The sequence below is a fragment of the Staphylococcus debuckii genome (assembly GCF_003718735.1).
Classification (GTDB): domain Bacteria; phylum Bacillota; class Bacilli; order Staphylococcales; family Staphylococcaceae; genus Staphylococcus; species Staphylococcus debuckii.
The window spans coordinates 389,637-411,589 of the sequence record NZ_CP033460.1; the positions used below are offsets into that span (position 1 = coordinate 389,637).

Sequence of the window (21,953 nt, forward strand, 5' to 3'; positions counted from 1 at the left end):
AAATACAGTCGCTATTTACATGCAAATGTCGAATGATATCAAGTTAAAAAGATTTATTTTTTTATGTCATGATGAAAAGCCAAGAGGAAAATAATATAATATTTCCAAGAGAAAGTTGAATAGATGGTGGCAAATCTATTTTGAAGGAGGTGGTGCGTATGGCATCACTGAATTTAGAAAGGATAGGCCAAATGAGCGTATATGAAACAATAAGTATCATGATTGCTTTTTGTGAACTGCAAATAACAATCTTAATATTTATCATTACTTATATCGCTGATAAAGATAAAAAATAAACCATCTCACAACTTTGACGTAGCTAAGATGGTTTAATTCATCAAATTATGTCACCGTCTTTTAAACGGTCTCTGAAAGCGTCGTGTGTCCGCACGGCGCTTTTCTTTACGCCTTTATTATCGCATAAGAGAAAGTAAAAGTACACACAAATACATAAAGAGAAAGCTTTTTAGAAGAAAATTGATACTGCGTTCAGAAAAAATAAACCATCTCACAACTTTGATATGATTGAGATGGTTTAATTAACTATAAAATCATGTCGCCGTCTTTTAAACGGGCTTTGAAAGCGTCGTGTACCAGCACGGCACTTATTTATATTATATCCTACCAATTTAAAAAGTGTAATATTATTTCAAAAATGACAAAAAGCGGACACATCCTATAAATGCATCCGCTTCTCCTCTTATTGTTGAACGGTCTCTTTAAAGTTTTCTAAACGTCTTTCTTTTTCCTCATCGCTGATATTGTGTTTGGCAACATAGCGGTTACGTTCGTGCTCAGCGCATTCTTTACAGCAAGCGCCTAAATAACGGTGTTCGTTTTCTTCAGAAACCAAGATTTGTTTATTGCATTCAGGATTGCTGCAGTTGATATAGCGTTCGCATGGCGTACCATCGAACCATTCTTTACCAATGACTGTTTTTTCAACTTGGTTCACATCGACACTGATACGTTCATCAAACACGTACATTTTGCCGTCCCAAAGTTCACCTTTCGTCTCAGGATCTTTACCATAAGTGGCAATGCCTCCTTCAAGTTGGGCCACATCTTCAAAGCCTTCTTTTAAAAGGAAACCAGAGAACTTTTCACAACGAATACCGCCTGTGCAATAAGTGACGATTTTCTTATCCATGAACATGTCCTTATTCTCTTTAATCCAGTCGGGTAGGTCTCTGAAGCGTGTAATGTTTGGACGCACGGCACCACGGAAGTGGCCGAGGTCGAATTCATAATCGTTACGTGCATCAATAACAATCGTTTCGTCATCTTCTAAAGCGTCGCGGAATTCAGAAGGTGATAAATATTTGCCTGTTGTTTCGCGTGGATCGATATCATTGTCTAAATCGAGCGCAACGATTTCTTTTCTAGGACGCACATGCATTTTTTTGAAAGCATGTTCTTCTGCTTCGTCGATTTTGAAAGTGATATCTTGGAAACGTTCGTCTGCACGCATGTGTGCAATATATTGATCTGTATCTTCTTTAGTGCCGGATAAAGTGCCGTTAATACCTTCAGTAGATACTAAAATACGGCCTTTTAAATGATGTGCTTTACAGAATTCTAAGTGTTCTGCTGCAAAAGTTTCGGGGTCGTCAATTGTGACATATTTATAATATAACAATACTCTATAATCCATAATTTGATACTCCTCATATTCTCTCTTTTAATTTATTGTAAAGGAAAAAGGGCAGACGTTCATGATGCAGAAGACTGATTTTGAGCCTTCTACCATGTGATTTCATTCGTTATTCAAGCGTTTTTCCATGTAATTCGCAAATTTTTCTCCTAACATATCTTAACAAAAAACACAAAAGATGCAATGCTCCATGCTCAAATTCACAGGTTAAGGCAACTTACGAATAGCGAATAAATAACTGGCATAGCGTAAGATGAGAAACACTACGATTACTACTGCAAAAATAATCTTACTCCAAGCCACTGTCCACACTATTTCCAGGGAAATAAATGGTGAACAGGTATCTATAGCGAAACAACAAAAAGAACCACTTCAACAATTGAAAGTGGTTCTTCTGATAGACTAATGACCGCTAGAGCCGGAATTTTCAGCTGGCTTTTGCGGAGCAGGCTGTGCTTTTTGAGCAGGTGCTTGCGTTTGATTTGATGCTGCATTTTGCGACTGCGATTGTGACGGTGCTTGATTTTGAGCAGGCTGCGTTTCAGAACGAGCAGGCTGCTGTTTAGGTTGCGTTTGCTGCGGTGGTTCAGGTTCCGACTTCTCAACCTTTTTCGGCTGCTCTGCTTTAGGACGTTCCTGTTTCACCGGCGCTTGTTTCGGCGCGACATAATAAGAACGTTGCTCAGCTTGAGGCTGATACTGAGTATTATCTTGAGGCGCTTGCTCTTCAACCTCAGGTGCTTCAGTTTTCTTTTTAGAACGCTGCTTTTCCTCTTTAGCCTTCTTATCGTCAGTATCCTTATCTTTCTTCTCATAATATTTCAGAGCACTCGCTTGATCACTCTTCTGATACTTCTCATACGCAATCACGCCACTGAAGGCGATGCCGGTAACTAATAAGGCTGTTACCACAACCGCTGCAATTCTTTTAAATGTTTGTCCCATTTGAAGCGACTCCCTATAAAGTGATGTTTAGTCTCGGTGCTGCTTTCGTTATCCATACTAATTTTATAGAATTGAGATAAATATTTCCACTGCTTTCAACCCTTTTTTGAAAAAGAATGCCTTGGAGAGTTCGAAATCCCCGAAAGATACCCTCAAACCATAGTTAGAAATAGAAACGAAGCACAATTAAAGTGTAAATGTTTATCCTTATCTTAAAGTGGTATAAAATTTATAGTCACAAATCTAAAAGCGAGGTTGATAAACATGGCAGAAATTAAACAAGGTAATAATAAATTTTACATTGGAGATTCTGAAGAACAACCAGAAGCAGAGATTACGTTCGTGTCAGCAGGCGAAGACAAAATTGATGTTAACCACACTGGCGTCAGCAGCAATTTAGAAGGACAAGGTGTTGGCACACAGTTAGTAAAAAGAGTAGTAGAATACGCAAAAGAAAACAATTTAAAAATTATTCCTTCTTGTCCATTTGCGAAAAAAGTGATTGATGAAACACCTGAATATCAAGACGTTTTAGCATAAGGTGAGTGTTGAGGGAGTCTAAAAAGTCAAGCTGCTCTAGGACATGGCATTGTCCTGGGGCAGCTTGTTTTATTTTTAAAGTGGATTTAAATGACGTTCAATTTCTACATGTCTGTCTTGAAGAAGTCTGGAAGAGTGAGCGTTGCTCTGATGTAATGATAAAAGCTGATTCTTTAAGAAATAGGAATATCTATGATATAAAGGGTATAAGGAGAGAATATGCATGAAGAGATTAATAGCGATGATTATCAGATTTATGTTCTATTTTGATATCATGTTCCTCTTTGAATACTTTGTATTTGATGATGTAAATTATCTCTATATCTTAGGTTTGGCCTTAGCGCTTGCGATATTTACTGAAATAGGTAATCCGAGGAACAAGAAGAAGAAAAAGAATGATGATAAAAAGAAATGACGGGTATAATCAACTAAAAGATAAACAGATGATTGGATGATTGCCAAATGAATGTTCCAAAAATGTTAATATACGTAGCACTGATGTGCTTCATAGTTATCGTAGAAATGATATTAGTTGCTACAATAGGATTACCGAAATATGTAGTTATTGTAATTAGTGTTATTCTGTTAATTCTAGTGGTACTAATCGTAATGGAAGTTGTTAAGAAGAATAAGAAATAGTTTCAGATTCGCTTAGAGAATAAAACATGTATAAGGTGGTTAACCTAATGGATTCGATGAAAATCGCAGTGCTGTCTGCAATTGTGTTTTTACTTATCGCTTTAGAGATAGTAATGAACAGCTATCTTACACCGCACTTATTTCTGATTACCGTAATTAGTCTTTTTGCAGTAGTAGCCGCCGGAGTATTAGTATCTGAAATCATTAAAGGTTATAAACAAAGTTATAAAGAGTGAAAGATCAAGCTTGTATGCGAAAATGGCATGCAAGCTTATTTTAATGCCTTTAAACAAGCCATACTAGTACATGTAACAATGTTATGTTACACTGTTATTAGGAGGTATCGTGACATGGAAGGACAACTTATTAGCAAGAAAGAACTTTTATTAAAGTGCGACATTACTTATGGCCAGCTCTATCGTTGGAAGCGTAAGCACTTAATCCCTGATGAATGGTTTATCCGCAAATCTACTTATACGGGTCAAGAATCTTTTTTACCAAAAGATAAGGCGCTAAAGCGTATTAAAGATATTCAAAAATATAAAAATAAATATTCGTTAGATGAATTAGCGAAGAAGTTTGCTGAAGAGAGTGGAGCTGTTGAAAATAATGCGCTAAGTAATGAAACTTTAATAAATCAGTGGTCACGTTATTTTATGAGCGAAGTCGGAGAAAGCTTGCTGAACAAATATCCAGAAGAAAAGGCGGTCTATGTAGGAACTATTTTAAATGATGTGTTAACAAAAAGTATTATCTCAATGGATGAGTTGCAGGACTTAAAAGACTTTTTACTGCAGAGCAGTGAGAATAATAAATATGTCGTATTATATATTTGCCGTAAGTTAGGGATTACATTCTATTTACTAGCTGATCTGCAAGGGAAAATTACCTTAGACAAGAGTGTGAAGGTATTGGATACTATCCAAGCAGAGAAATTATTTATGGAAGAAATGTAAATTAAAGCCCCAAACAGCCATGCTGCTTGGGGTTTGCAAGTTAAATTATTTGTCTTTAGTCGCTCTAATAAATAAACCGAGTAATGTGAACGTTGTAACAGCAAATACAATATTCATGATTGAAAGAATCTCTATGATAACTACGTCTTTACCTAAACGTTCAAATGCATTCTGCTGCATCTCTTGATCAGTGTTAAAGCCTCCTTCTTCTACGCGAGAAGGTTTTTCTTCTAAATCTTTCATCATTCTGTCTTCTACAAAAGGCATATTGGATTCCTCCCTTGTTGTTAAAATCATTCCCTCTTGTCATAAAAGCAAACTTTAAGCTGTACCTTCTTCTTTTTGCAAAGCGCGGTAACTGAGCCAGCTGCTGATCAAACCGAGGACTAAAATTGCTGTGGCAAACAATAATGCAGAATTATAATTACCGGACTCTCCAATCAAATATCCTGATACAAAAGGCGCAATCATTTGACCTACACTGTAAATTACTGTGAGGGTTGCTATGAAGTTAGACTGACTTCCTGTTTGGAACATTAACATTTGACCTTTAGACATAAACAAAGTAGTAAGGCCCAAGAAGGTACTCCCGAATAATAGAGAACTGATAATCAGGCTGACGATGTTATGTGAAATAACCGGGAGACAGACGCTGATAATTTGGAGGCCGAAAGCCATGTATGTTGCTTTACTGTAGTCTAACTTTTCAGCAATCAATGACCAAACCACCGTTGAAGGAATGGCTCCTAGACCTACAAACATCCAACTTAAAGCCGCATAATCCGAGAAGGCGGGGATTGATTTAATGATGGCCACTAAGAAGGTTCCTGTAATAATATAACCAGCTCCTTCACAGAAATAAGCAATAGAGAACCAACGCATAAATTTAGGGTTAAGACGGTGGGCAGTCTTATCTTCTTCAGAGGTATCACTATTTCCAGGCAACTCTCTAGGCGGGTTTTCTTTCATCAAGAAAATCACTAATAAACCCAGTATTAGGGAGATAGCGCCTAATATAATCCAGGTCATCTGCCACGTCGATTCATCTGTAAAGAAGAAGACGTAGATGCTGCTGAAGAATAACCCGAGACCTACCGCACTATATAGTAGTCCAGAAATTCCTTCTTTATGTGCTTGGCGTAAGGCTTCTAAGACGACGTTCGAAGCGAGTACAAAGACGGTTCCGCTGGTTATACCGGCAATCAGACGTAGGATGGACCAGAATATGTAATTTGTCGTGAACCCCATCAAAATAATAGAAAGGATATTCAGGATAAGATAGATTTTGACATCTACAACCTTGCTTTTGAAAATGAAAAACATGGGAATAATTGCACCAATCAAATAGCCGAGATAATTAATTGTGGCTAGTAATCCGGCAGCCTGATCGCTCATATGTTCCGCATGTTGCATAAAGGGTAAAATCGGCGTATAAGCAAAGCGTCCGATTGCCATAACAATGAATAAAGAAGCCATGCCTAGCAATAATTGTCGATGAGCGTGTTGGTTCATGATGTTGCCTCCTTTGGGTAATATGGCCTTTATTATACGTGTTTTTGTAATTTTTAGATAATGATGATTTATAAACTTGTAAAATAACTTTAACTTATCATTATTAAAATAAAAAATGAGACTAAGTACACAATGTACCTAATCTCATCTCAAATAATATCTCAATCATATTTCTAAAATATGTTTATTTATCGTCTTTTTTATCTTTTTTGTCGCCGCCTAATTTATCTTTAGCGTACTCTTTACCTTTCTCGATGTACTCATCTTTGTGTTCGTTTAAATGATCTTCGCCTTTTTTCTTGATATCATCAAAGTTCATAATTTATTCCTCCTTCAAATTTAAGTACAGTTATGGGTTACCCCGTGTATTTGGTATGAAACACTTTAAATTGCACTAAAGTTCAAATCTTTTTGTAAAACCTGTCAACCACTAGGTTTGTAGAGTCAAATTTATTTTTTTAAAAATATAGTTGATACGTGTGAATGACCTTTTATGGAGCGTAAAATTCTTATTTTTTTCAAAAACGAGAGCGCATTTGATGATTGTATCAGAACTGAAAAGGGAATTTTAATATTATATAGAGATAATGAGGAGGCGTTAAGTGTGGATTATACACGTTTAGGTAATTCTGGATTGAACGTTTCAAGATATGCATTAGGTACGATTCCTTTTGCTGGAAGTAATGGATTTGAAAATGCAGGTGGAATGAGTGAAAAAGAAGTCGCGTACTTTATTGATTATGCGTTAGACCAAGGCATCAACCAATTTGATACAGCCAATTTATATTCGAAAGGCGACTCTGAAATTGCGTTAGGTAAGGGCATTCGCAATCATCGCGATGAAATGGTGATTAGTACGAAAATGGGATTTCCTTATAATGACAATCCAAATAACGTAGGTGCTTCAAGACTGAATATTGAACGCTCTATCGATCATTCGTTAAAGAGACTCGGTACAGATTATGTAGATTTGTATTATGTGCATACGTGGGATGGCCAGGTTCCCGTAGAAGAAACAATACAAACGATGAACGACTTGATTCGAAAAGGCAAAATTCGTTATTGGGGCGTATCAAATTATAGTGGCTGGAATTTAGCACATACGCATACGTATGCGACGCAAAATAATATGATACCTCCGATTGCACAACAAATTTACTATACGCCAGAATCGCGTGAAGCGGAATATGAGTTGCTTCCGGCTGGTACAGAGTTAGGAGTCGGCAACAGTATTTGGTCGCCATTGGGAGAAGGATTGTTAACAGGCAAGATTACTCGGGATAAAAAGGGTGAACCGAATACTAGACAAGGTGACGGTTGGCCTGAGCCATATGTGAAAAATCATGATTTGTTCTATCAACTCATCGATACAGTAGCAGAAATTGCACAGCGTCATAATGCAACAATACCGCAAATTGTATTAGCTTGGTTGCGTGACAGACCGAATGTCGATTCTATCGTCATAGCTGCACGTAATAAAGAACAGCTGCACGACAATATCGCTTCTTATCAATTACAGTTAACTGCTGATGAGATGCGTGCCATCAATGACTTAACCTTACCTGAACCGATTTACCCGCTTTGGCATCGTGCAATGAACTCAGCGGATAGAGCTTCAAATGCTGAGCAGGAATATTTGAGAGATTATCAAGAATATATGGATCGCAAAGATAATTTGATACAATAGTTGATTTCTGTCCCACTCGTACTAAAGACTGCGGGTGGGAAATTCTTATATCTTTAATCCAAGGTTATATATTTAAATTTTAAATAATACAAAAAATTATAATTTAAGTATAGACATATAAGTATACAATTCGATATACTAGTGTTGATAATCATATTATTCTAAATTATTTGTTTAATTATAAGGGAGGAGGAATTAAGATGATTAAAAGAACAGCAGAACACATTTTAACATGGATTGGCGTGGGTCTATCAGCAATCGGCCTGTTATTAATCGGCTTGGTGTTACCCTTTATGAGTGCAGATTCATTCATTCAAGGTATGCAAGAAGGTGATGGTAACATCACTTATGAAGACGCTACTATGACAGCCTCATTATTCCAAAATGTAGGAATCTTTGTTTTAATTTTAGGTCTGATTACTTTGGTAATAGCTATTGTAGGTGGCGTATTTATCAATAAGAAAGCTAAAACAGCAGGTATTTTAATTTTAATCGCTGGCGTTATTTCCCTATTAGGAAACTGGGTTGTAGCGATTTTGTGGATTATCGCTGGTATTATGCTTCTAGTTAAGAAACCTCAAAGAGATACTTTAACTGAAGATGGCTATTATAATTATGATAAAGCTAATGAAGTCGCTAAAGATCGAAATGATGAAGATCCTTATAAATATTAAGGATTATGGGAGTTGGAACATTAGTTGTTCCAACTCTCTTTTGCTATTTAGTAGGATTTTCGACAACTCAACAAATTCTACCCCACCCAAAAACTTGATTCAATCGCAAAACAGGAGCTGAGACATTTTATCATGCCCCAACCCCTAATACAATTTGCTTATTTATATCATTTCGCTGCCGCCGCTAACAGGCATATAACTTCCTGTAATATAAGCGCTGTCGTCACTTGCGTAAAACGCTACTGCTTTAGCTACATCTTCTGGTTGGGCAATACGTTTCATTGGCACGAAAGAAGCTTGTTTATCTTTGTATTCCTGAGGCATGCCGGAAGTCGCATTGGTTTCAACCATGCCCGGAGCTACGGTATTAGCTGTAATACCTTGATCAGCATATTCGTCTGCAATGTATTTAACGAAAGCGTTAAGACTGCTTTTAGACACCCCGTGGGCTAAGAAGTTAGGAGCTGCGCGCTTGCTCAACCCGCTTGAAATATAGACTAACTTACCATATTGTTGTTCCTTCATATGTTCAATTACAGCTTTAGTTCCAAAGAAAGCAGCTTGTAATTCATCATCTGTTTTATGAATAAATTCTTCCCATTCCATTTCTGCAAATGATTTCATTGGGAACTGCATGCCTGCATTATGCACGAATATATCAATACTGCCGAAGGTATTGACGGCTTCCTTAACAATGTTATCAATATCTTCTTTGCATCTTGCATCGCCTTTAACGGCAATAGCTTTGCCGCCGTTTTCTTCAATAAATTCTACTACTTTTTCAGCAGCATCTGCACTTGAGAAATAATTTACGATTACATTTGCACCACGTTGACCTAATAACTTTGCTGTAGTGGCGCCGATACCGTGACTTGAACCTGTAACAATTGCTGTTTTGCCCTTCATTTTATCTCTCCTTTGTATTCGTAGTTATCTTTCGTTTTTCATTTTAGAGGCTAAGTGAATTTTTCTCAAAATATTAAAATGTGATAAATTCTTATTTTTTCTTTAGGACAAAATGATTTATTTCCATCAAGAAAAAAACGAAAAATGAAATTATGCTATAATGTTTAAGTATCGTTATTCTAATTTTTCGAAGGGAGAAAGGAATTTCATGTTAAGCAAAGTTAATAAGGCATCGATAGGAATAGCTCTGGCGTATTTAAGTTTTATAGTTGGAGCAGGATTTACTACCGGACAAGAACTCTTGCAGTTCTTCGTCAACCATGGTAACTATGCTTATCTAGGCGCAATTCTGACAGGGGTTATCGTAACGTTCGGAACACGTCAAATTGCCAAAATGGGATATCGTTTAGAAGCGGACAGCTATGATATTTCACTCAATCATTTATTTGGGAATGTATTAGGGAGAATTATTGATTATTTAATTATTTTCTTCTTGTTCGGTTTAACTGTAGTAATGGTTGCTGGCGGAGGTTCAGCGCTGGAACAAGGATTTAACGTACCAAGTTGGATAGGTTCATTAGCTATTGTGGTGCTGCTGTTCATAGTACTGCAATTGAAATTCGATAAGATCTTAACTGTTTTAGGCGCAGTGACGCCGTTCTTAGTAATTGCAGTCTTGATTATCGCAGGCACTAATATCTTACACCCAGCTGTACATTTTTCGGATGTAAGTCATTATACGAAGCCCTCTAAAACATCCAGTCACTTTTGGTGGTGGGATGCGATTGTTTATGGCGGTTTGATTATCGGAAACAGCTTTAGTTTCTTGACTATAGTAGGTAATGATGCGCTCAATCATAAAGTAGCACGCAGGGGCGCCTATTTCGGAGGTTTAACGTTCAGCCTGCTCTTACTGATTATGATAGGCGGCTTATTAGCGAATTTACAGAAAGCAAACACTGTGGATATTCCTACATTGCTTTTAGCGAATGATATTCATCCATTTTTATCTTACTTAATGTCAGCTGTCATGTTCGGGGTTATTTTTAACAGCTGTATCGGAATGATTTATCCATTCCTCACACGGTTTACTGATCCTACTTCAAAAAAATATATTATCATGCTTGGTGTAACCCTTATACTCGCTTACATCTTAAGCTTCGTAGGTTTCGTAGATTTAGTAAACTTTGTCTTCAAAGTCTTTGGTTATATTGGCTTATTTATTACATTGTCATTATTGGTACGTTGGTTCATGAACAAATTTACGAAAAAGAAATTACTTTAAAAAAGAGCTCCTCTTGTCGGAAAGAGGAGTTTTTTTAATTACCCGGGAAATAAAAAGGCTAATGGTGAGTGAAATTCTTTTCGAATCGCAAAGACAAATCGATTAAAACTAAGAAAAGAATGTGGCCGATAATCCAAATAAAATAATCACTCCAAGAGAAAACGAACATCGAACGCACAGACATTGTAATTAAAAATGGGTATAAAATAGCGAACATGATAATCGAAATAATGATTCCTATTGGATAAAAATGCGAATTTTTGATACATTGGAAAGCAATATAGACAGCAGTGGTAGTACCGAGATGAAATAACAGTGATGAAAAGAATCCAGCATGCCGAAATCCAGGGAGGAAGTCAATATTCATCAAAAGTTCAGCTAAATGATGTGATCCCAAACTATCTGTGATGACAAAAAATAAGTATAAAAAAGTGGAAAGCACTAAAATAGCAATAATATGATAAAGAAACTTCACGAAGCCATCACCACCTTGATTGGAATAATTGATTGTAGCTTATTATATTCCCGGAATGTAATAAAATAATGGGCAAAAGGAGTTATGTAGTGTGAACGAAGTGATATATTTAGCAGGAGGATGTCTCTGGGGTGTGCAAGCTTTCGTCAAAACACTGCCAGGCGTGATAGAGACAGAAGCGGGCAGAGCTAATGGGAGTACTCGAAATTTAGAAGGACAATACGACGGGTATGTAGAATGCGTTAAAACTACTTTTGATGCTGATCAAGTCAGTGCTGAGGATTTAACAGGACATCTTTTCGAAATCATTGATCCGTATAGCAGAAATCAACAAGGCGAGGACATTGGACCTAAATACCGCACTGGCGTCTATAGCGAGCAAGCAAGTCATTTGGAGGAAGCGAAAGCGTATATTCAAGACCGTCCTGACAGTCGCCGCATTACTGTAGAAGTCTTACCGCTCACTAATTACATTCCTAGTGCAGAAGAACACCAAGATCGATTAGACAAGCATCCTGATGACTATTGCCACGTTCCGAAAAAGCTTTTACAAAAATATAATGCATAAAGTAAGAAGTTCAGCTGTTATCAGTCTGGACTTCTTTTTAATTGCTATTTAAATTAGGAAAAAGAAATGAAAGATTCTATAGAAAGCTAATCCTAAGACGATAAGTAAAATGATAATGCCTGGAACGGTAAAAAGTATATTTCGCTTTTTCTTATTATTTTCATCATCTTCAGGTTTATAATTATTTAATTCTTCTTCAATTTCTCGATTAATTTCATCAAGGCTTTTCTCTTCTTTCTCATGATTCATATTAATCACCTTCTATTTTGATTTTACAACAATGTGCTATCAATCAATTATAATGGCAGAAAAATTTGAGTAAATCAAAAGTAATGGTAACCGAAAAGTTTATAAATATAAATTAAGGTTATATGAGAACAGTGGAATTAAGTATTATGGGTTAATATATATATTTAATTTAGGTTGATTGGATAAATAAAAGTATAGATAGAACCGATTTTTATTATCTAATTAAAATCATGTGCACTTTTTTATAATTTATTACTTTTTTAATTCTTACTAATGAGATTTGTCCTATTATACTTACTACTTTACACTGATTAAATATTAAATAATTGTGAAAAATAAATAAAATCAATGTTATTAGTTGCGCACTTGTGGTATGGTAACGTTGTAAGTTCATATTTATTAGGAGGGATTAATTGGATAATCAAGATTTTTCTAAGAAGAGACGTAATCGTTATTCAATCCGAAAGATGACTGCAGGAGCAGCTTCTGTCATCGTAGGTATCACGCTATTTGCGAATGCCAATGATGCACAAGCAGCAGAGCAAATTAATAATGGGGACACTAAAGCACAAACGACTGAATCTGCCACTGATACTTCCAAACAAACAGCAGGTAAGCAAGGCGGACAATCAACTTCAAATGAAGCTGGTCAGCAAGAAGTGAATCAAGGTACTACCACACCTGAAGACTCTGGAAATCAAACTGACCCAGTTTCAAAACAACCAGAAGAAAATAGCAACACTGCAAATGGAAATGAAGTTCAAGGACAAACGAATCAACCACAAGCAGCAAATGAAGATTCGACAAAACAACAATCACAATTATAAGGACAAACTACAGGTGCACAAGATAACGAGAAATCAGATTCTAAAAATACTGAACAATCAGTAAACTCTGAGGATGCAACTCTAAATCAAGATTCTGAACAACCAAAGGCTAACGACCAGTTGAATGGACAACAAGAACAAGCTGAGAATAACCAACCATTAGAACCGCAAAACGACGCTACTAAAGGTGAACAAGAACAATCAGAAGCAGCACCAAAGCAACAAAAACCAGCAGAAAATACACAACAACCATCATCGCAACAATCCCAACCTCAAGCAACTGAAGGTTCAACTGATCAAACTAAACCGACGGAACAAAAGCCGGTTGAACAAGAGCCGACAGAACAACATTCAACGGAACAAAAGCCAGCAACTGATGATAATACACAAGGAAATACAAAACCACAACATACAGAGCAGGCACCCGCGAATACTCAAGAAAAGCCAGTAGCTGAAGGAAATACAGCAGCCGCTGATAAAACAAAACCAGCTGAGGAACAAGTTGAAGCGCCTCAAACAAAGGGCACAGAAGCGGTAGGTTTAAATAATCCTGAACCATTCAGTGCACCAGTTAATAAAACAACAAAAGCACCGGCTGAACAAAATCCAGTAGAACAAGATCAAGGCCAAGACGCAGTTGAGGGAACTCAAGCACCAGTGAATAACGGGGCGGAAACAGATGTTCCGAACGAAGATGCTTCATTCGACCCTAATGGATCAACAGTTACAGATGCTAATAACCCAACTTTAGGAAATGTTGAAACAAATGGAGAAAACTTTGAAGACACTTCGGATGCAGCTAAAGACTTTTCAAATAAAAAAGATGGCGCTCAACCGTTAGCAACTACTCCTAGAACATTTTCAAGATTTAGTAAAACAGGTCAATCTGGTTCTACTACTAAAAATACTGACGCTAAAACATATGCAATGTCGCTTGATTCCAATAATGACAACGTAACAAAACCAGAAACGTCTGGAGCAGATAATAACGCTGCATCAAGTGGAGAAACATCTGATGCAACAACACAAGCAGCACCGACTGGAACAAATGTGGATAATTTAGTAACTGCTTCGAATTACAAATTATCTAATAAAACTGTTCAAGCTAATGACAGTGGCAGCACAGATATGTCTGTAGACTTAACTGTTGCCGACGCAGTAAAATCTGGTGATTATTTTACAGTTAAATTCCCCAAATACTTAAATTACTTTGGGAACAGCACACCGCAAAGCACTAAAATTCCAGATTTAATGAATGGTAACCAAGTCGTTGCTTCAGGTGCTTTTAATGAAAAAGATAATTCTTTAACTTATACATTTACTGACTATGTAGATAAACACGATAATGTAAAAGGTGAATTTGAATTGCCATTATGGGCTGACAGAACAGAAGCTAAAACATCTGGGAACTATCCTGTAACTACTACTGTTGCTGGCGAATCATTTACTGATAATGTTCAAATCAATTATAGAACTAACGATTCGCAAGTTTCATCAAATATTGATTCATTCATTACACATACTGACCAAGCAACAGGAGAGTATCAACAAGTTATTTATGTAAACCCACAAGCTAAACATGCTTATAATACTAAAGTGAATTTGTATAATTATTGGCCAGGTAAAAATACACCGAATGATAGTTCAGCTCAGTTGAATCCTGATGTTACTAGCTATAAAATATACGAAGTTCGAAACGGTGAAAAATTAAATCCAAGTTATTATTTAGATGAAAGTAATCCTAATTTGGTAGATGTAACAAATGTTAAGAATGATCCCAAATATAATTTCAACCCGCAATATACAACAGATGCTAGCGGTAAAGAAGTTTTAACATTAGATTTCCATAATTTACCTTCTAATGGTAGTCAATACGTTATAGTCTTAGATAGTAAGGCTCAAGATGGCAATCGTGAATCAATTAAAACTAGAGCTGAAATGACCTCTGATGCTGGTCCAAACGGTCAAAATCATAATTACTATACTTGGGATAATGAAAATATTTACCTACAAGGATCAGGAGAAGCAGACGGAGATGACGATGACACAGACGCTGACGCTGATGCGGATGCCGATGCAGACGCAGATGGAGATCACCCAGGAGAACCACATCATGATACAGATGGAGATAATGGCCATCATGGATCAGGTGATAAAGAATTACCAGATACGGGTAATGATAATAATAAACAAGCTGGCTTATTCGGCGGATTGTTTGCTGCCCTAGGTTCAGCATTATTATTCGGACGCCGTAAGAAAGATAAAAAGCAATAAAATCATTTAAATAGAGGGCTGGACTTTGTTCCGGCCCTTTTCATACATATAGAATAAGAAGGGGATTGAACTCATGAATATAACCAACGAAGTCGATCAAATTTTACAAAAGGCAGAAAAGAATTTATTAGGCAAAGATTATATTTTTATCAGTTTAGGAAATCCAAATATGAAAGCAACTATTAAGCTGTTGAAAAACCCTTCAAATATTAAGCGAGATATTATTAAACAATATGAACAATTTAAAAAGAAAGCAGGAAAATTTCCTCAGTGGGTTAAAGTCGATTTTGTGTATCGTACAGAAGAGACATCTTATGATGAAGTAAGAAAAGAGTTAGAAGATACGAGAAGAAATTACGTTGATTTCGGAATTGTATTAGATAGTAATTGGAATCGTGCTTTTATGGCCGAAGAAATAAATATTAATGCATTTGTACGACCAACTAAAGATAAGAAATCTTTCTTCCTATCTGAAGATAATATTAATAACTACTTGAAAAAATATACCAAACAAATGAATGCTTTTAGACATAAAGATTATGAAGGAAAAAATATTACAAAGTTCTATACTAAAGGCTATTTTATTGAAGATCATAAAGTATATAATTTAGGTGCAGAAGGTCGTGAAAAAGGCTTAAGAAAAGTGGAAAATCTTTCGCAAGAAATCGATAAAATGATTACTACTGCAACACAACATTTGGAAGATGAGATACAGCCTAATGGTAAATTCAACTATGGTTACTTTCCGCATTTCGATAAAAAAATCAGTTTCTACAATAATTTAAGACATTCATCTTCTACTTATGCCATGATCGAAGGTCTTCATTATTTAGGTAAGGATATAACAAGTGCAGATAAAGCAATTGATTATCTTATTGATAACTATCTGTATGAAAAAGATGGCGTAGGTCATATTTATGATGATACAAAGAATACTAATGAAATAAAATTAGGCCAGAATGCTGCATTTATCTTTGCAGTATGTGAATATTTACAGATTGACCCTGACCATCCAAAATATTTAGAAGCAGCTCAGAAAGTTGCAGAAGGTATTTTAACAATGATTGATGCAGAAACGGCCCAAACAGTTCACGTATTAAAGTATCCAACCTTAGAAATCAAAGATAAATTCCGTGTCATTTATTATGACGGTGAAGCTGCATTAGCCTTATTGCGTCTATACCAAATTGACGGCAATCCTAAGTGGCTAGAAACTGTACAAGCTATGTTTGAACGATTCATTTCATTAAAGTATTGGCAATATCACGATCATTGGCTCGGTTACTGTACAAATGAGTTGATTCAAATTAAACCCGAACAGAAATATATCGAATTCGGTATTCGTAACGTCTCTAGCTATCTTGATTATATCAAGAATAGAATTACAACTTTCCCGACGTTTATGGAAATGTTGATGGCGACTTACCATATTATTGCTAAAGCACGTGAAAAAGGCTTTGGAAGAGTGGTCGATAAGTTGATTAACGTTGAAGAACTTATTGATACTATTCACACACGAGCTGACTATCAACGAACTGGATATTTTTATCCAGAAGTCGCAATGTACTTTAAGAACCCATCAAGAATCTTAGGTACTTTCTTCATTAAACACCACGGTTATCGGGTTAGAATCGATGATATAGAACACTATGTTTCAGGTTACGTTCAATATCAACATGTCTTTAAAGAAGAAAATAATTCATGAAAATAATTCATCTACCGTCACTTTGAATTGTTTAGCTATTCGAAATGCTAAACTTAACGAAGGATCGTATTTATTATTTTCAATTGCATTAATGGTTTGTCTCGAGACATTGACATTTTTACTCAAAGTCTCTTGAGACATGCCATTTTGTTTTCTATAATATTTTATTTTATTTTGCAAAGAAATCAACCCTTAGATGTGTATTTTTGCTTAATCGAAAAATAACTTAGGACTACCATAACTAAAGTGATTACTAAAAAAACGCCTTCAGGATATTTGCCAATTAAACTTCTATTTGCATCGACTAATCCGCTTGTTCTAAAAATAAAACTAATTGATAGGACAAATACTAAACCTACAAAGCTTTTAGCAAAACCTTCCATAAAAATTTTACTTTGTCGTTCATCATAATTACTTTCATTTTTAACATCTACAATTTCAGATGGTAGAAAGAAACGATGAATACCTCTCCACATGAAAAAGAATGCATTGATTGTAATAATTAAAATAATAGTTTCTGTCATAATGATGCACCTCTATATGTAAAATATATTTGACACCTTTAGCTTATATTACTCTTTTAAAAGTGTCAAACTTATTTTACATTTACTATCAAAAAAGCAGAATCACATGGATTCTGCTTTTTCTTAAACACCTAAATATTCTCTAAATGTTGAACCAATATATTCTGTGCGATATAAACCACGTTTCTGCAATTCTGGAACAATTAAATCAATAAAGTCTTCAAGACTGCCCGGCAATGTGGGAGGCATCAAATTGAATCCATCTGCCACACCTTCATTCAACCAGTATTCCATTTCATCAACGATAGTTTCAGGCGTACCGATAAGTGTCAAATGGCCGCCTCCTGCATTCAAGTAACCTAATAATTCACGTACAGTAGGATCTGTATCATTAATAATTTCCAATACCGTTTCATAACGTCCGACTGGTCCGGTAAATTTCTCTACAGGAGGTAACTCCGGTACTTTTGCATCTAATTCCCACTCAGAGCAGTCTTGTTGTACAAAGAAGCTCAGTTGTTTTAAGGCTGTTTCAATCGGTAATTTTTCATCTAAAGCTGCTTTCTTTTCCAAAGCTTCTTCATGCGTTTTACCCACATAAGTGACTAAACCTGGGAAGATTTTGAGACGTCGGTCAGTGTAACCTTGCTTAGAAATTTCAGCATCCATACGCTTTCTGAAATTTCTCGCTTGCTCAATATTCCAAGAAACCGAATACACTGCATCCGCATATTTCACAGCCAAAGCAACACCTTGTTTAGAGGCGCCTGCTTGCATAGCTACCGGTTTGCCCTGTGGACTGCTCGGTGTTGAAAGCGGTCCTTTAACTGCAAAATTAACACCTTTATGATTAAAAGGCTGGATATTCTTAGAATCTACAAGTTGATTTTGATCACGGTCGTGTTTGAAATCCTCAGGGTGCCAAGATTCAAACGCGGCATTCATAACTTCTGCAAATTCTTCAGCAATTGCATAGCGGTCATCATGATTAGGCAACTCTGTCATCCCGTGGTTCTTAGACTCCAGGTCAGTCATAGAAGTAACTAGGTTCCAACCTGTACGGCCACCTGAAATATGGTCCAGACTCAACAATTGTCTTGCAGCCGTATAAGGATTCGAGAACGTGCTCGAAATAGTAGAAACTAAACCGACATGATGTGTTACCTGTGAAATCGCAGTTAAATTCACAATCGGATCAAACCAGAACGCCGGCATCGACGTATCATCCTTCGCAGGAAAAGATTGATTATCAGCAAAGAACACCGCATCAAATAAGCCGCATTCAGCAATTTGTGCCAAATCTTGGTAATAATTAATATCTCCAACACGTTCCACACTCGAATCAGGCATGAGCCAAGCAGCCTGGTGATGACCACAACCAAATATGAGGACACCAATATGTAGTTGCGCTTTCTGATCAGACATTTCCATTCACCTCTGTTTTTAATTTTAAAAAAGAAAGCATGAGAAAGAGGGCAGAACTTGAGAGTGCGCCCTCTGGGTTGATAGACGGGCTTTCGAAGGCTGATTCCTTGTCAATAAGTCGAAATTCCCCGAAGACTGAAGAACGTCTTCTGCTCATTTCTCCTTATTGCTCGGAATCAAAGCGGCCTTCTCAAGCACCTTGTTTAATTCATTGTCAATCCGCCGTCTACTGTAATATTTTGTCCTGTAATACCTTTTGCTTGTTCTGAAACGAGATAAACTACCATGTTGGCCACATCTTGAGGTGTTGTCACCTTTTTCAACGGCGTAGTTTGAGCGATTAAATCGAAGACTTCTGGTGTTGTCACGGCACTAGCGTCTGTAGTTTTAAGTAATCCACCAGAGACTACATTCGCCGTAATACCGTATTGTCCTAATTCTGAAGCGATATTACGTGTGAAGCCGATTAAAGCTGCTTTCGCTGTTGTGTACTCATGGTAAGGTACAACAGGATTTTGGTATAAATTAGTTCCGATACTTACAATACTTCCTGCTTGATGTTCGATGAATTGCGGTACTACGCTTTGCACTACGTTGAATGCTGCTTTCAAAGTACCGTCGATTTGTTGCTGGTAGTCTTCCCAGCTCATGTCAGGAAACGCTTTTTGGGCAGTTGGATCAAATTTGAATCCGACTAATGCGTTATTGACGACTGCATCAATTTGACCGAACTTTTCAGTGCCTTCTTTTACCAAAGCGTCTACCGCTTCGCGATTTGTGACATCTGCTTGTATTGCGACAGCGCGTTCGTTTCCGATTTCTTGAACGAGTTGCTCTGCTGCATCTTTGCTTTGGTTATAATTGATAATAATATTGAACCCTTGTTCTGCGAGTGTCTTAGTGATTGCTGCGCCTAAACCGCGTGCACCGCCTGTTACGAGTACTGTTCTTGCCATGTTAATCCGCTCCCTTTTTTCTATTATAGACATAAAAAATACGCATGATTGTTAAAATCTGCGTAGGCAAGAGGGCAGTCTGAGGTCAGTACTAAACCTACTCATTCTGCGGTTATCTCACACTTTCCTACGCTAGTTTCAGCTAGATCAGGTTCAAAGGGTCTGAGGAAATCCTCATCTCAGTTTGAAAAAACACCCCTAGTGCGTATCTTTTTGTTACTTTCAATGTAGCTTGAATTTGAGAGGGTGTCAAGGAGAGGAGAATCTTGTATGCAATACGTGAAATTTGGTGAATGAAAGTGTTATGATAAGGGAGAATTCTAGCGGATAATATTTAAATGAATGGAGGGATTTGAATGTTCTGGTTAGGAATGTCGTTCCCAATTTTAGCAGTCGGCTTCATTGTTATGGCTGTACGTGAAGAAAAGAAACGTAAAGCAAAACAAAAGGAAAAAGAAGCGAAATGGGAAGCAGAAAAAGCACAGAATAATGGTGAAGCAACGAATGAATCTGCCGAAAACCATTCAAATGCTGAGGAAGAAGTTAAACATTAAAGAAAGCTGGGACATATTAAATTGTCTCAGCTTTTCGTATCTACATACTAACATAAACATTCTCCGCTTAATCTCTCGAGATTAGGCTATAATTAACAAAGTAAGAAAATTCAGACATCTAAAAACAAAGGGGTAATGTTTATGTCAGAGACAACACAAACAAAGGACAAACCGAAGCCATCGAAACTCAGGAAATTTAAATTCAAAACACCGCATACTTACGCTTTACTGATGATGATTATCGCCGTAGCTTGCATTTTAACTTATATTATTCCTGCTGGAGAATACAAACGAGAAGAAAAGGGCGGACAAACACTTGTAGTTCCAGGGTCTTACCATGAAATTGCACAACACGGCGTATCCTTTCTAGACTTATTCCGTGCTGTTCCCGAAGGATTATTAACAGGGGGAGAAATAGTCTTTTACATCTTCTTAGTCGGAGGCGCCTTTGGTATTGTCCATCGCACAGGTGCTTTTGAAAACGGCATTAACCAAGCCATAAAATCATTAGGCTCTTCGAAAATTCTAATGATTCCACTCACTATGACCGTCTTTTCCATCTTAGGATTCTCTATCGGTTTAGCAGAAGAAACTATTATCTTCGTGCCGATTGGTGTTATTATTGCTCGCACGCTCGGTTATGATGCACTGACAGGAGCCGCCATGGTCATACTCGGTGCTGCCAGCGGATTTATCGGCGGGATGCTTAATCCATTTACAGTCGGTGTTGCGCAAACAGTGGCAGAACTTCCCATGTTCTCAGGATGGGGCTTGAGAACAGTCATCTATCTCTTTATTCTAGCCGCTGCGATTACTACCGTCCTGCTCTATGCCCGAAAGGTAAAACGTAATCCACAGAAGAGTATCGTTTATGCACTTGAACAAGAAGAAGGCGACAGCCATAAAGCCATTGACTACGAACGCTTTACCAAACGACAAGCCTTAGCACTCGGCATGATTGTACTCGCCATTATTTTCAACGTATATGGCATCTTCCGCTTCGAATGGACCTTCAACCAAATGAGCGCCAACTTTGTCCTGGCAGGCTTACTCGCCGGCTTAATCAGCGGACTCGGACTCAACGCAACCTTCGACGCCTTTATCGACGGCATGAAAGACATCCTCTTCGGCGCCATGATCGTAGGTTTCGCCAAAGGAATCGTCGTTATTCTGGAACAAGGCAAGATCATCGACAGTATCATTCACGGCATGACCACACTATTAAACGACGTGCCGTCATCTATTGTCATCATCGTCATGTTCATCTTCCAATTCTTCCTGAACTTCTTCATTCCGTCAGGTTCAGGCCAAGCACTTACAACCATGCCATTGATGGTACCCATTTCAGACCTGCTGCACATTAACCGTCAGCTCACCGTGCTCGCCTTCCAATACGGCGACTCCATCAGCAACGTCCTCTTCCCGACCTCCGCCATTCTGATGGGCGCCCTCGCCGTAGCCAAAATCTCCTACGTCCAGTGGCTGAAATTCGCTTGGAAACTCATTGCCATCTGGGCCCTAATCTGCGCGATAGCCATGTCCATTGCATTACTTGCAGGCTATTAGGGAAAAGAAACCCTTGAAGAGAACCGTGCAAG

The 21,953-nt window shown here is 37.3% G+C and carries 26 protein-coding genes and 1 riboswitch; of the genes, 15 read left to right on the forward strand and 11 right to left on the reverse strand.

The features are described from left to right. Positions 1-158 precede the first annotated feature (158 nt). A complete protein-coding gene (locus tag CNQ82_RS01815) occupies positions 159-296 on the forward strand; it encodes a putative holin-like toxin (RefSeq protein WP_123143823.1) in 138 nt (45 codons plus the stop codon). Positions 297-700: 404 nt separating this feature from the next. On the opposite strand, the gene trhO is transcribed toward CNQ82_RS01815, so the two are convergent. Continuing rightward, on the reverse strand, positions 701-1,654 hold the full coding sequence (gene trhO / locus CNQ82_RS01820) for an oxygen-dependent tRNA uridine(34) hydroxylase TrhO (RefSeq protein ID WP_123143824.1): 954 nt from the start codon (positions 1,652-1,654) through the stop codon (positions 701-703). Between the two features lie 402 nt (positions 1,655-2,056). Continuing rightward, complete coding sequence (locus tag CNQ82_RS01825) at positions 2,057-2,599, reverse strand: hypothetical protein (protein WP_123143825.1); 543 nt, start codon at positions 2,597-2,599, stop codon at positions 2,057-2,059. Between the two features lie 264 nt (positions 2,600-2,863). Between CNQ82_RS01825 and CNQ82_RS01830 the strand changes: the two genes are divergently transcribed. From CNQ82_RS01830 to CNQ82_RS01845, 5 genes are all read left to right on the forward strand, one after another. Next, the gene (locus CNQ82_RS01830; RefSeq protein WP_123143826.1) at positions 2,864-3,139 is read left to right on the forward strand and encodes a GNAT family N-acetyltransferase; all 276 of its coding nucleotides are present in this window, start codon (positions 2,864-2,866) and stop codon (positions 3,137-3,139) included. A gap of 223 nt (positions 3,140-3,362) precedes the next feature. After that, entirely contained in the window at positions 3,363-3,554 is a 192-nt protein-coding gene (locus CNQ82_RS01835; protein ID WP_123143827.1) for a hypothetical protein, read from the forward strand. Between the two features lie 47 nt (positions 3,555-3,601). After that, entirely contained in the window at positions 3,602-3,778 is a 177-nt protein-coding gene (locus CNQ82_RS13100; RefSeq protein WP_164711927.1) for a hypothetical protein, read from the forward strand. A 47-nt stretch (positions 3,779-3,825) separates the two neighbouring features. Next, entirely contained in the window at positions 3,826-4,014 is a 189-nt protein-coding gene (locus CNQ82_RS01840) for a hypothetical protein (protein ID WP_123143828.1), read from the forward strand. 114 nt (positions 4,015-4,128) lie between these two features. After that, positions 4,129-4,734 carry a DUF4004 family protein gene (locus CNQ82_RS01845; protein ID WP_123143829.1) on the forward strand — a complete coding sequence of 202 codons (606 nt, stop codon included), beginning with the start codon at positions 4,129-4,131 and terminating at the stop codon, positions 4,732-4,734. Positions 4,735-4,779: 45 nt separating this feature from the next. On the opposite strand, the gene CNQ82_RS01850 is transcribed toward CNQ82_RS01845, so the two are convergent. The 3 genes from CNQ82_RS01850 to CNQ82_RS13355 all read right to left on the reverse strand — a co-directional run bounded on the left by CNQ82_RS01850 (position 4,780) and on the right by CNQ82_RS13355 (position 6,565). Continuing rightward, positions 4,780-5,001 (reverse strand): hypothetical protein, encoded by a 222-nt coding sequence (locus CNQ82_RS01850; RefSeq protein ID WP_123143830.1) that lies wholly within the window; start codon positions 4,999-5,001, stop codon positions 4,780-4,782. Positions 5,002-5,055: 54 nt separating this feature from the next. Continuing rightward, on the reverse strand, positions 5,056-6,246 hold the full coding sequence (locus tag CNQ82_RS01855) for a YbfB/YjiJ family MFS transporter (protein ID WP_123143831.1): 1,191 nt from the start codon (positions 6,244-6,246) through the stop codon (positions 5,056-5,058). 184 nt (positions 6,247-6,430) lie between these two features. Further along, on the reverse strand, positions 6,431-6,565 hold the full coding sequence (locus CNQ82_RS13355) for a hypothetical protein (RefSeq protein WP_257213610.1): 135 nt from the start codon (positions 6,563-6,565) through the stop codon (positions 6,431-6,433). A gap of 285 nt (positions 6,566-6,850) precedes the next feature. On the opposite strand from CNQ82_RS13355, the gene CNQ82_RS01860 reads away from it, so the two are divergent. Together CNQ82_RS01860 and CNQ82_RS01865 are read left to right on the forward strand one after the other, a co-directional pair. After that, positions 6,851-7,933 (forward strand): aldo/keto reductase, encoded by a 1,083-nt coding sequence (locus tag CNQ82_RS01860; RefSeq protein WP_123143832.1) that lies wholly within the window; start codon positions 6,851-6,853, stop codon positions 7,931-7,933. A gap of 200 nt (positions 7,934-8,133) precedes the next feature. Then, entirely contained in the window at positions 8,134-8,607 is a 474-nt protein-coding gene (locus tag CNQ82_RS01865; RefSeq protein ID WP_123143833.1) for a DUF4064 domain-containing protein, read from the forward strand. Positions 8,608-8,769: 162 nt separating this feature from the next. Here CNQ82_RS01865 and CNQ82_RS01870 read toward each other — a convergent pair whose 3' ends face one another. Then, positions 8,770-9,513, reverse strand: a complete 744-nt coding sequence (locus CNQ82_RS01870; protein ID WP_123143834.1) for an SDR family NAD(P)-dependent oxidoreductase — start codon at positions 9,511-9,513, stop codon at positions 8,770-8,772. Positions 9,514-9,721: 208 nt separating this feature from the next. On the opposite strand from CNQ82_RS01870, the gene CNQ82_RS01875 reads away from it, so the two are divergent. Next, entirely contained in the window at positions 9,722-10,798 is a 1,077-nt protein-coding gene (locus CNQ82_RS01875) for a YkvI family membrane protein (protein WP_123143835.1), read from the forward strand. 566 nt (positions 10,799-11,364) lie between these two features. Next, positions 11,365-11,841: a peptide-methionine (S)-S-oxide reductase gene (locus CNQ82_RS01885; RefSeq protein WP_123143837.1), complete on the forward strand. Its 477-nt coding sequence runs from the start codon at positions 11,365-11,367 to the stop codon at positions 11,839-11,841. Positions 11,842-11,889: 48 nt separating this feature from the next. On the opposite strand, the gene CNQ82_RS01890 is transcribed toward CNQ82_RS01885, so the two are convergent. Next, a complete protein-coding gene (locus tag CNQ82_RS01890; protein WP_123143838.1) occupies positions 11,890-12,090 on the reverse strand; it encodes a hypothetical protein in 201 nt (66 codons plus the stop codon). Between the two features lie 413 nt (positions 12,091-12,503). On the opposite strand from CNQ82_RS01890, the gene CNQ82_RS01895 reads away from it, so the two are divergent. The 3 genes from CNQ82_RS01895 to CNQ82_RS01905 all read left to right on the forward strand — a co-directional run bounded on the left by CNQ82_RS01895 (position 12,504) and on the right by CNQ82_RS01905 (position 16,896). After that, complete coding sequence (locus tag CNQ82_RS01895) at positions 12,504-12,917, forward strand: YSIRK-type signal peptide-containing protein (RefSeq protein WP_123143839.1); 414 nt, start codon at positions 12,504-12,506, stop codon at positions 12,915-12,917. Between the two features lie 120 nt (positions 12,918-13,037). After that, complete coding sequence (locus CNQ82_RS01900; RefSeq protein ID WP_123143840.1) at positions 13,038-15,191, forward strand: fibronectin-binding protein FnbA; 2,154 nt, start codon at positions 13,038-13,040, stop codon at positions 15,189-15,191. A 73-nt stretch (positions 15,192-15,264) separates the two neighbouring features. Continuing rightward, positions 15,265-16,896 carry a poly(glycerol-phosphate) alpha-glucosyltransferase gene (locus tag CNQ82_RS01905; protein ID WP_123143841.1) on the forward strand — a complete coding sequence of 544 codons (1,632 nt, stop codon included), beginning with the start codon at positions 15,265-15,267 and terminating at the stop codon, positions 16,894-16,896. Here CNQ82_RS01905 and CNQ82_RS01910 read toward each other — a convergent pair. The 4 genes from CNQ82_RS01910 to CNQ82_RS01925 form a co-directional block, all read right to left on the reverse strand. Further along, positions 16,891-17,076 carry a helix-turn-helix transcriptional regulator gene (locus CNQ82_RS01910; protein WP_123143842.1) on the reverse strand — a complete coding sequence of 62 codons (186 nt, stop codon included), beginning with the start codon at positions 17,074-17,076 and terminating at the stop codon, positions 16,891-16,893. The two genes, CNQ82_RS01905 and CNQ82_RS01910, sit on opposite strands and share 6 nt — an antisense overlap. A gap of 5 nt (positions 17,077-17,081) precedes the next feature. Further along, positions 17,082-17,420, reverse strand: a complete 339-nt coding sequence (locus CNQ82_RS01915; protein ID WP_123143843.1) for a hypothetical protein — start codon at positions 17,418-17,420, stop codon at positions 17,082-17,084. Positions 17,421-17,543: 123 nt separating this feature from the next. Beyond that, positions 17,544-18,845, reverse strand: a complete 1,302-nt coding sequence (locus tag CNQ82_RS01920) for an LLM class flavin-dependent oxidoreductase (RefSeq protein WP_123143844.1) — start codon at positions 18,843-18,845, stop codon at positions 17,544-17,546. Between the two features lie 203 nt (positions 18,846-19,048). Next, a complete protein-coding gene (locus CNQ82_RS01925) occupies positions 19,049-19,801 on the reverse strand; it encodes a 3-oxoacyl-ACP reductase (RefSeq protein ID WP_123143845.1) in 753 nt (250 codons plus the stop codon). Between the two features lie 107 nt (positions 19,802-19,908). Then, a riboswitch (TPP riboswitch) is annotated at positions 19,909-20,011 on the reverse strand. 146 nt (positions 20,012-20,157) lie between these two features. On the opposite strand from CNQ82_RS01925, the gene CNQ82_RS01930 reads away from it, so the two are divergent. Next, positions 20,158-20,355 (forward strand): hypothetical protein, encoded by a 198-nt coding sequence (locus CNQ82_RS01930; protein ID WP_123143846.1) that lies wholly within the window; start codon positions 20,158-20,160, stop codon positions 20,353-20,355. Positions 20,356-20,496: 141 nt separating this feature from the next. Continuing rightward, positions 20,497-21,921 (forward strand): YfcC family protein, encoded by a 1,425-nt coding sequence (locus tag CNQ82_RS01935; protein WP_123143847.1) that lies wholly within the window; start codon positions 20,497-20,499, stop codon positions 21,919-21,921. The last annotated feature ends 32 nt before the right edge of the window (positions 21,922-21,953 follow it).

Bases quoted from the DNA above. Each gene is read 5' to 3' on its own strand.
- CNQ82_RS01815 (WP_123143823.1), top strand. From the start codon at position 159: ATGGCATCACTGAATTTAGAAAGGATAGGCCAAATGAGCGTATATGAA.
- trhO (WP_123143824.1), bottom strand. From the start codon at position 1,654: ATGGATTATAGAGTATTGTTATATTATAAATATGTCACAATTGACGAC.
- CNQ82_RS01825 (WP_123143825.1), bottom strand. From the start codon at position 2,599: ATGGGACAAACATTTAAAAGAATTGCAGCGGTTGTGGTAACAGCCTTA.
- CNQ82_RS01830 (WP_123143826.1), top strand. From the start codon at position 2,864: ATGGCAGAAATTAAACAAGGTAATAATAAATTTTACATTGGAGATTCT.
- CNQ82_RS01835 (WP_123143827.1), top strand. From the start codon at position 3,363: ATGAAGAGATTAATAGCGATGATTATCAGATTTATGTTCTATTTTGAT.
- CNQ82_RS13100 (WP_164711927.1), top strand. From the start codon at position 3,602: ATGAATGTTCCAAAAATGTTAATATACGTAGCACTGATGTGCTTCATA.
- CNQ82_RS01840 (WP_123143828.1), top strand. From the start codon at position 3,826: ATGGATTCGATGAAAATCGCAGTGCTGTCTGCAATTGTGTTTTTACTT.
- CNQ82_RS01845 (WP_123143829.1), top strand. From the start codon at position 4,129: ATGGAAGGACAACTTATTAGCAAGAAAGAACTTTTATTAAAGTGCGAC.
- CNQ82_RS01850 (WP_123143830.1), bottom strand. From the start codon at position 5,001: ATGCCTTTTGTAGAAGACAGAATGATGAAAGATTTAGAAGAAAAACCT.
- CNQ82_RS01855 (WP_123143831.1), bottom strand. From the start codon at position 6,246: ATGAACCAACACGCTCATCGACAATTATTGCTAGGCATGGCTTCTTTA.
- CNQ82_RS13355 (WP_257213610.1), bottom strand. From the start codon at position 6,565: ATGAACTTTGATGATATCAAGAAAAAAGGCGAAGATCATTTAAACGAA.
- CNQ82_RS01865 (WP_123143833.1), top strand. From the start codon at position 8,134: ATGATTAAAAGAACAGCAGAACACATTTTAACATGGATTGGCGTGGGT.
- CNQ82_RS01870 (WP_123143834.1), bottom strand. From the start codon at position 9,513: ATGAAGGGCAAAACAGCAATTGTTACAGGTTCAAGTCACGGTATCGGC.
- CNQ82_RS01875 (WP_123143835.1), top strand. From the start codon at position 9,722: ATGTTAAGCAAAGTTAATAAGGCATCGATAGGAATAGCTCTGGCGTAT.
- CNQ82_RS01890 (WP_123143838.1), bottom strand. From the start codon at position 12,090: ATGAATCATGAGAAAGAAGAGAAAAGCCTTGATGAAATTAATCGAGAA.
- CNQ82_RS01905 (WP_123143841.1), top strand. From the start codon at position 15,265: ATGAATATAACCAACGAAGTCGATCAAATTTTACAAAAGGCAGAAAAG.
- CNQ82_RS01915 (WP_123143843.1), bottom strand. From the start codon at position 17,420: ATGACAGAAACTATTATTTTAATTATTACAATCAATGCATTCTTTTTC.
- CNQ82_RS01920 (WP_123143844.1), bottom strand. From the start codon at position 18,845: ATGTCTGATCAGAAAGCGCAACTACATATTGGTGTCCTCATATTTGGT.
- CNQ82_RS01925 (WP_123143845.1), bottom strand. From the start codon at position 19,801: ATGGCAAGAACAGTACTCGTAACAGGCGGTGCACGCGGTTTAGGCGCA.
- CNQ82_RS01930 (WP_123143846.1), top strand. From the start codon at position 20,158: ATGTTCTGGTTAGGAATGTCGTTCCCAATTTTAGCAGTCGGCTTCATT.
- CNQ82_RS01935 (WP_123143847.1), top strand. From the start codon at position 20,497: ATGTCAGAGACAACACAAACAAAGGACAAACCGAAGCCATCGAAACTC.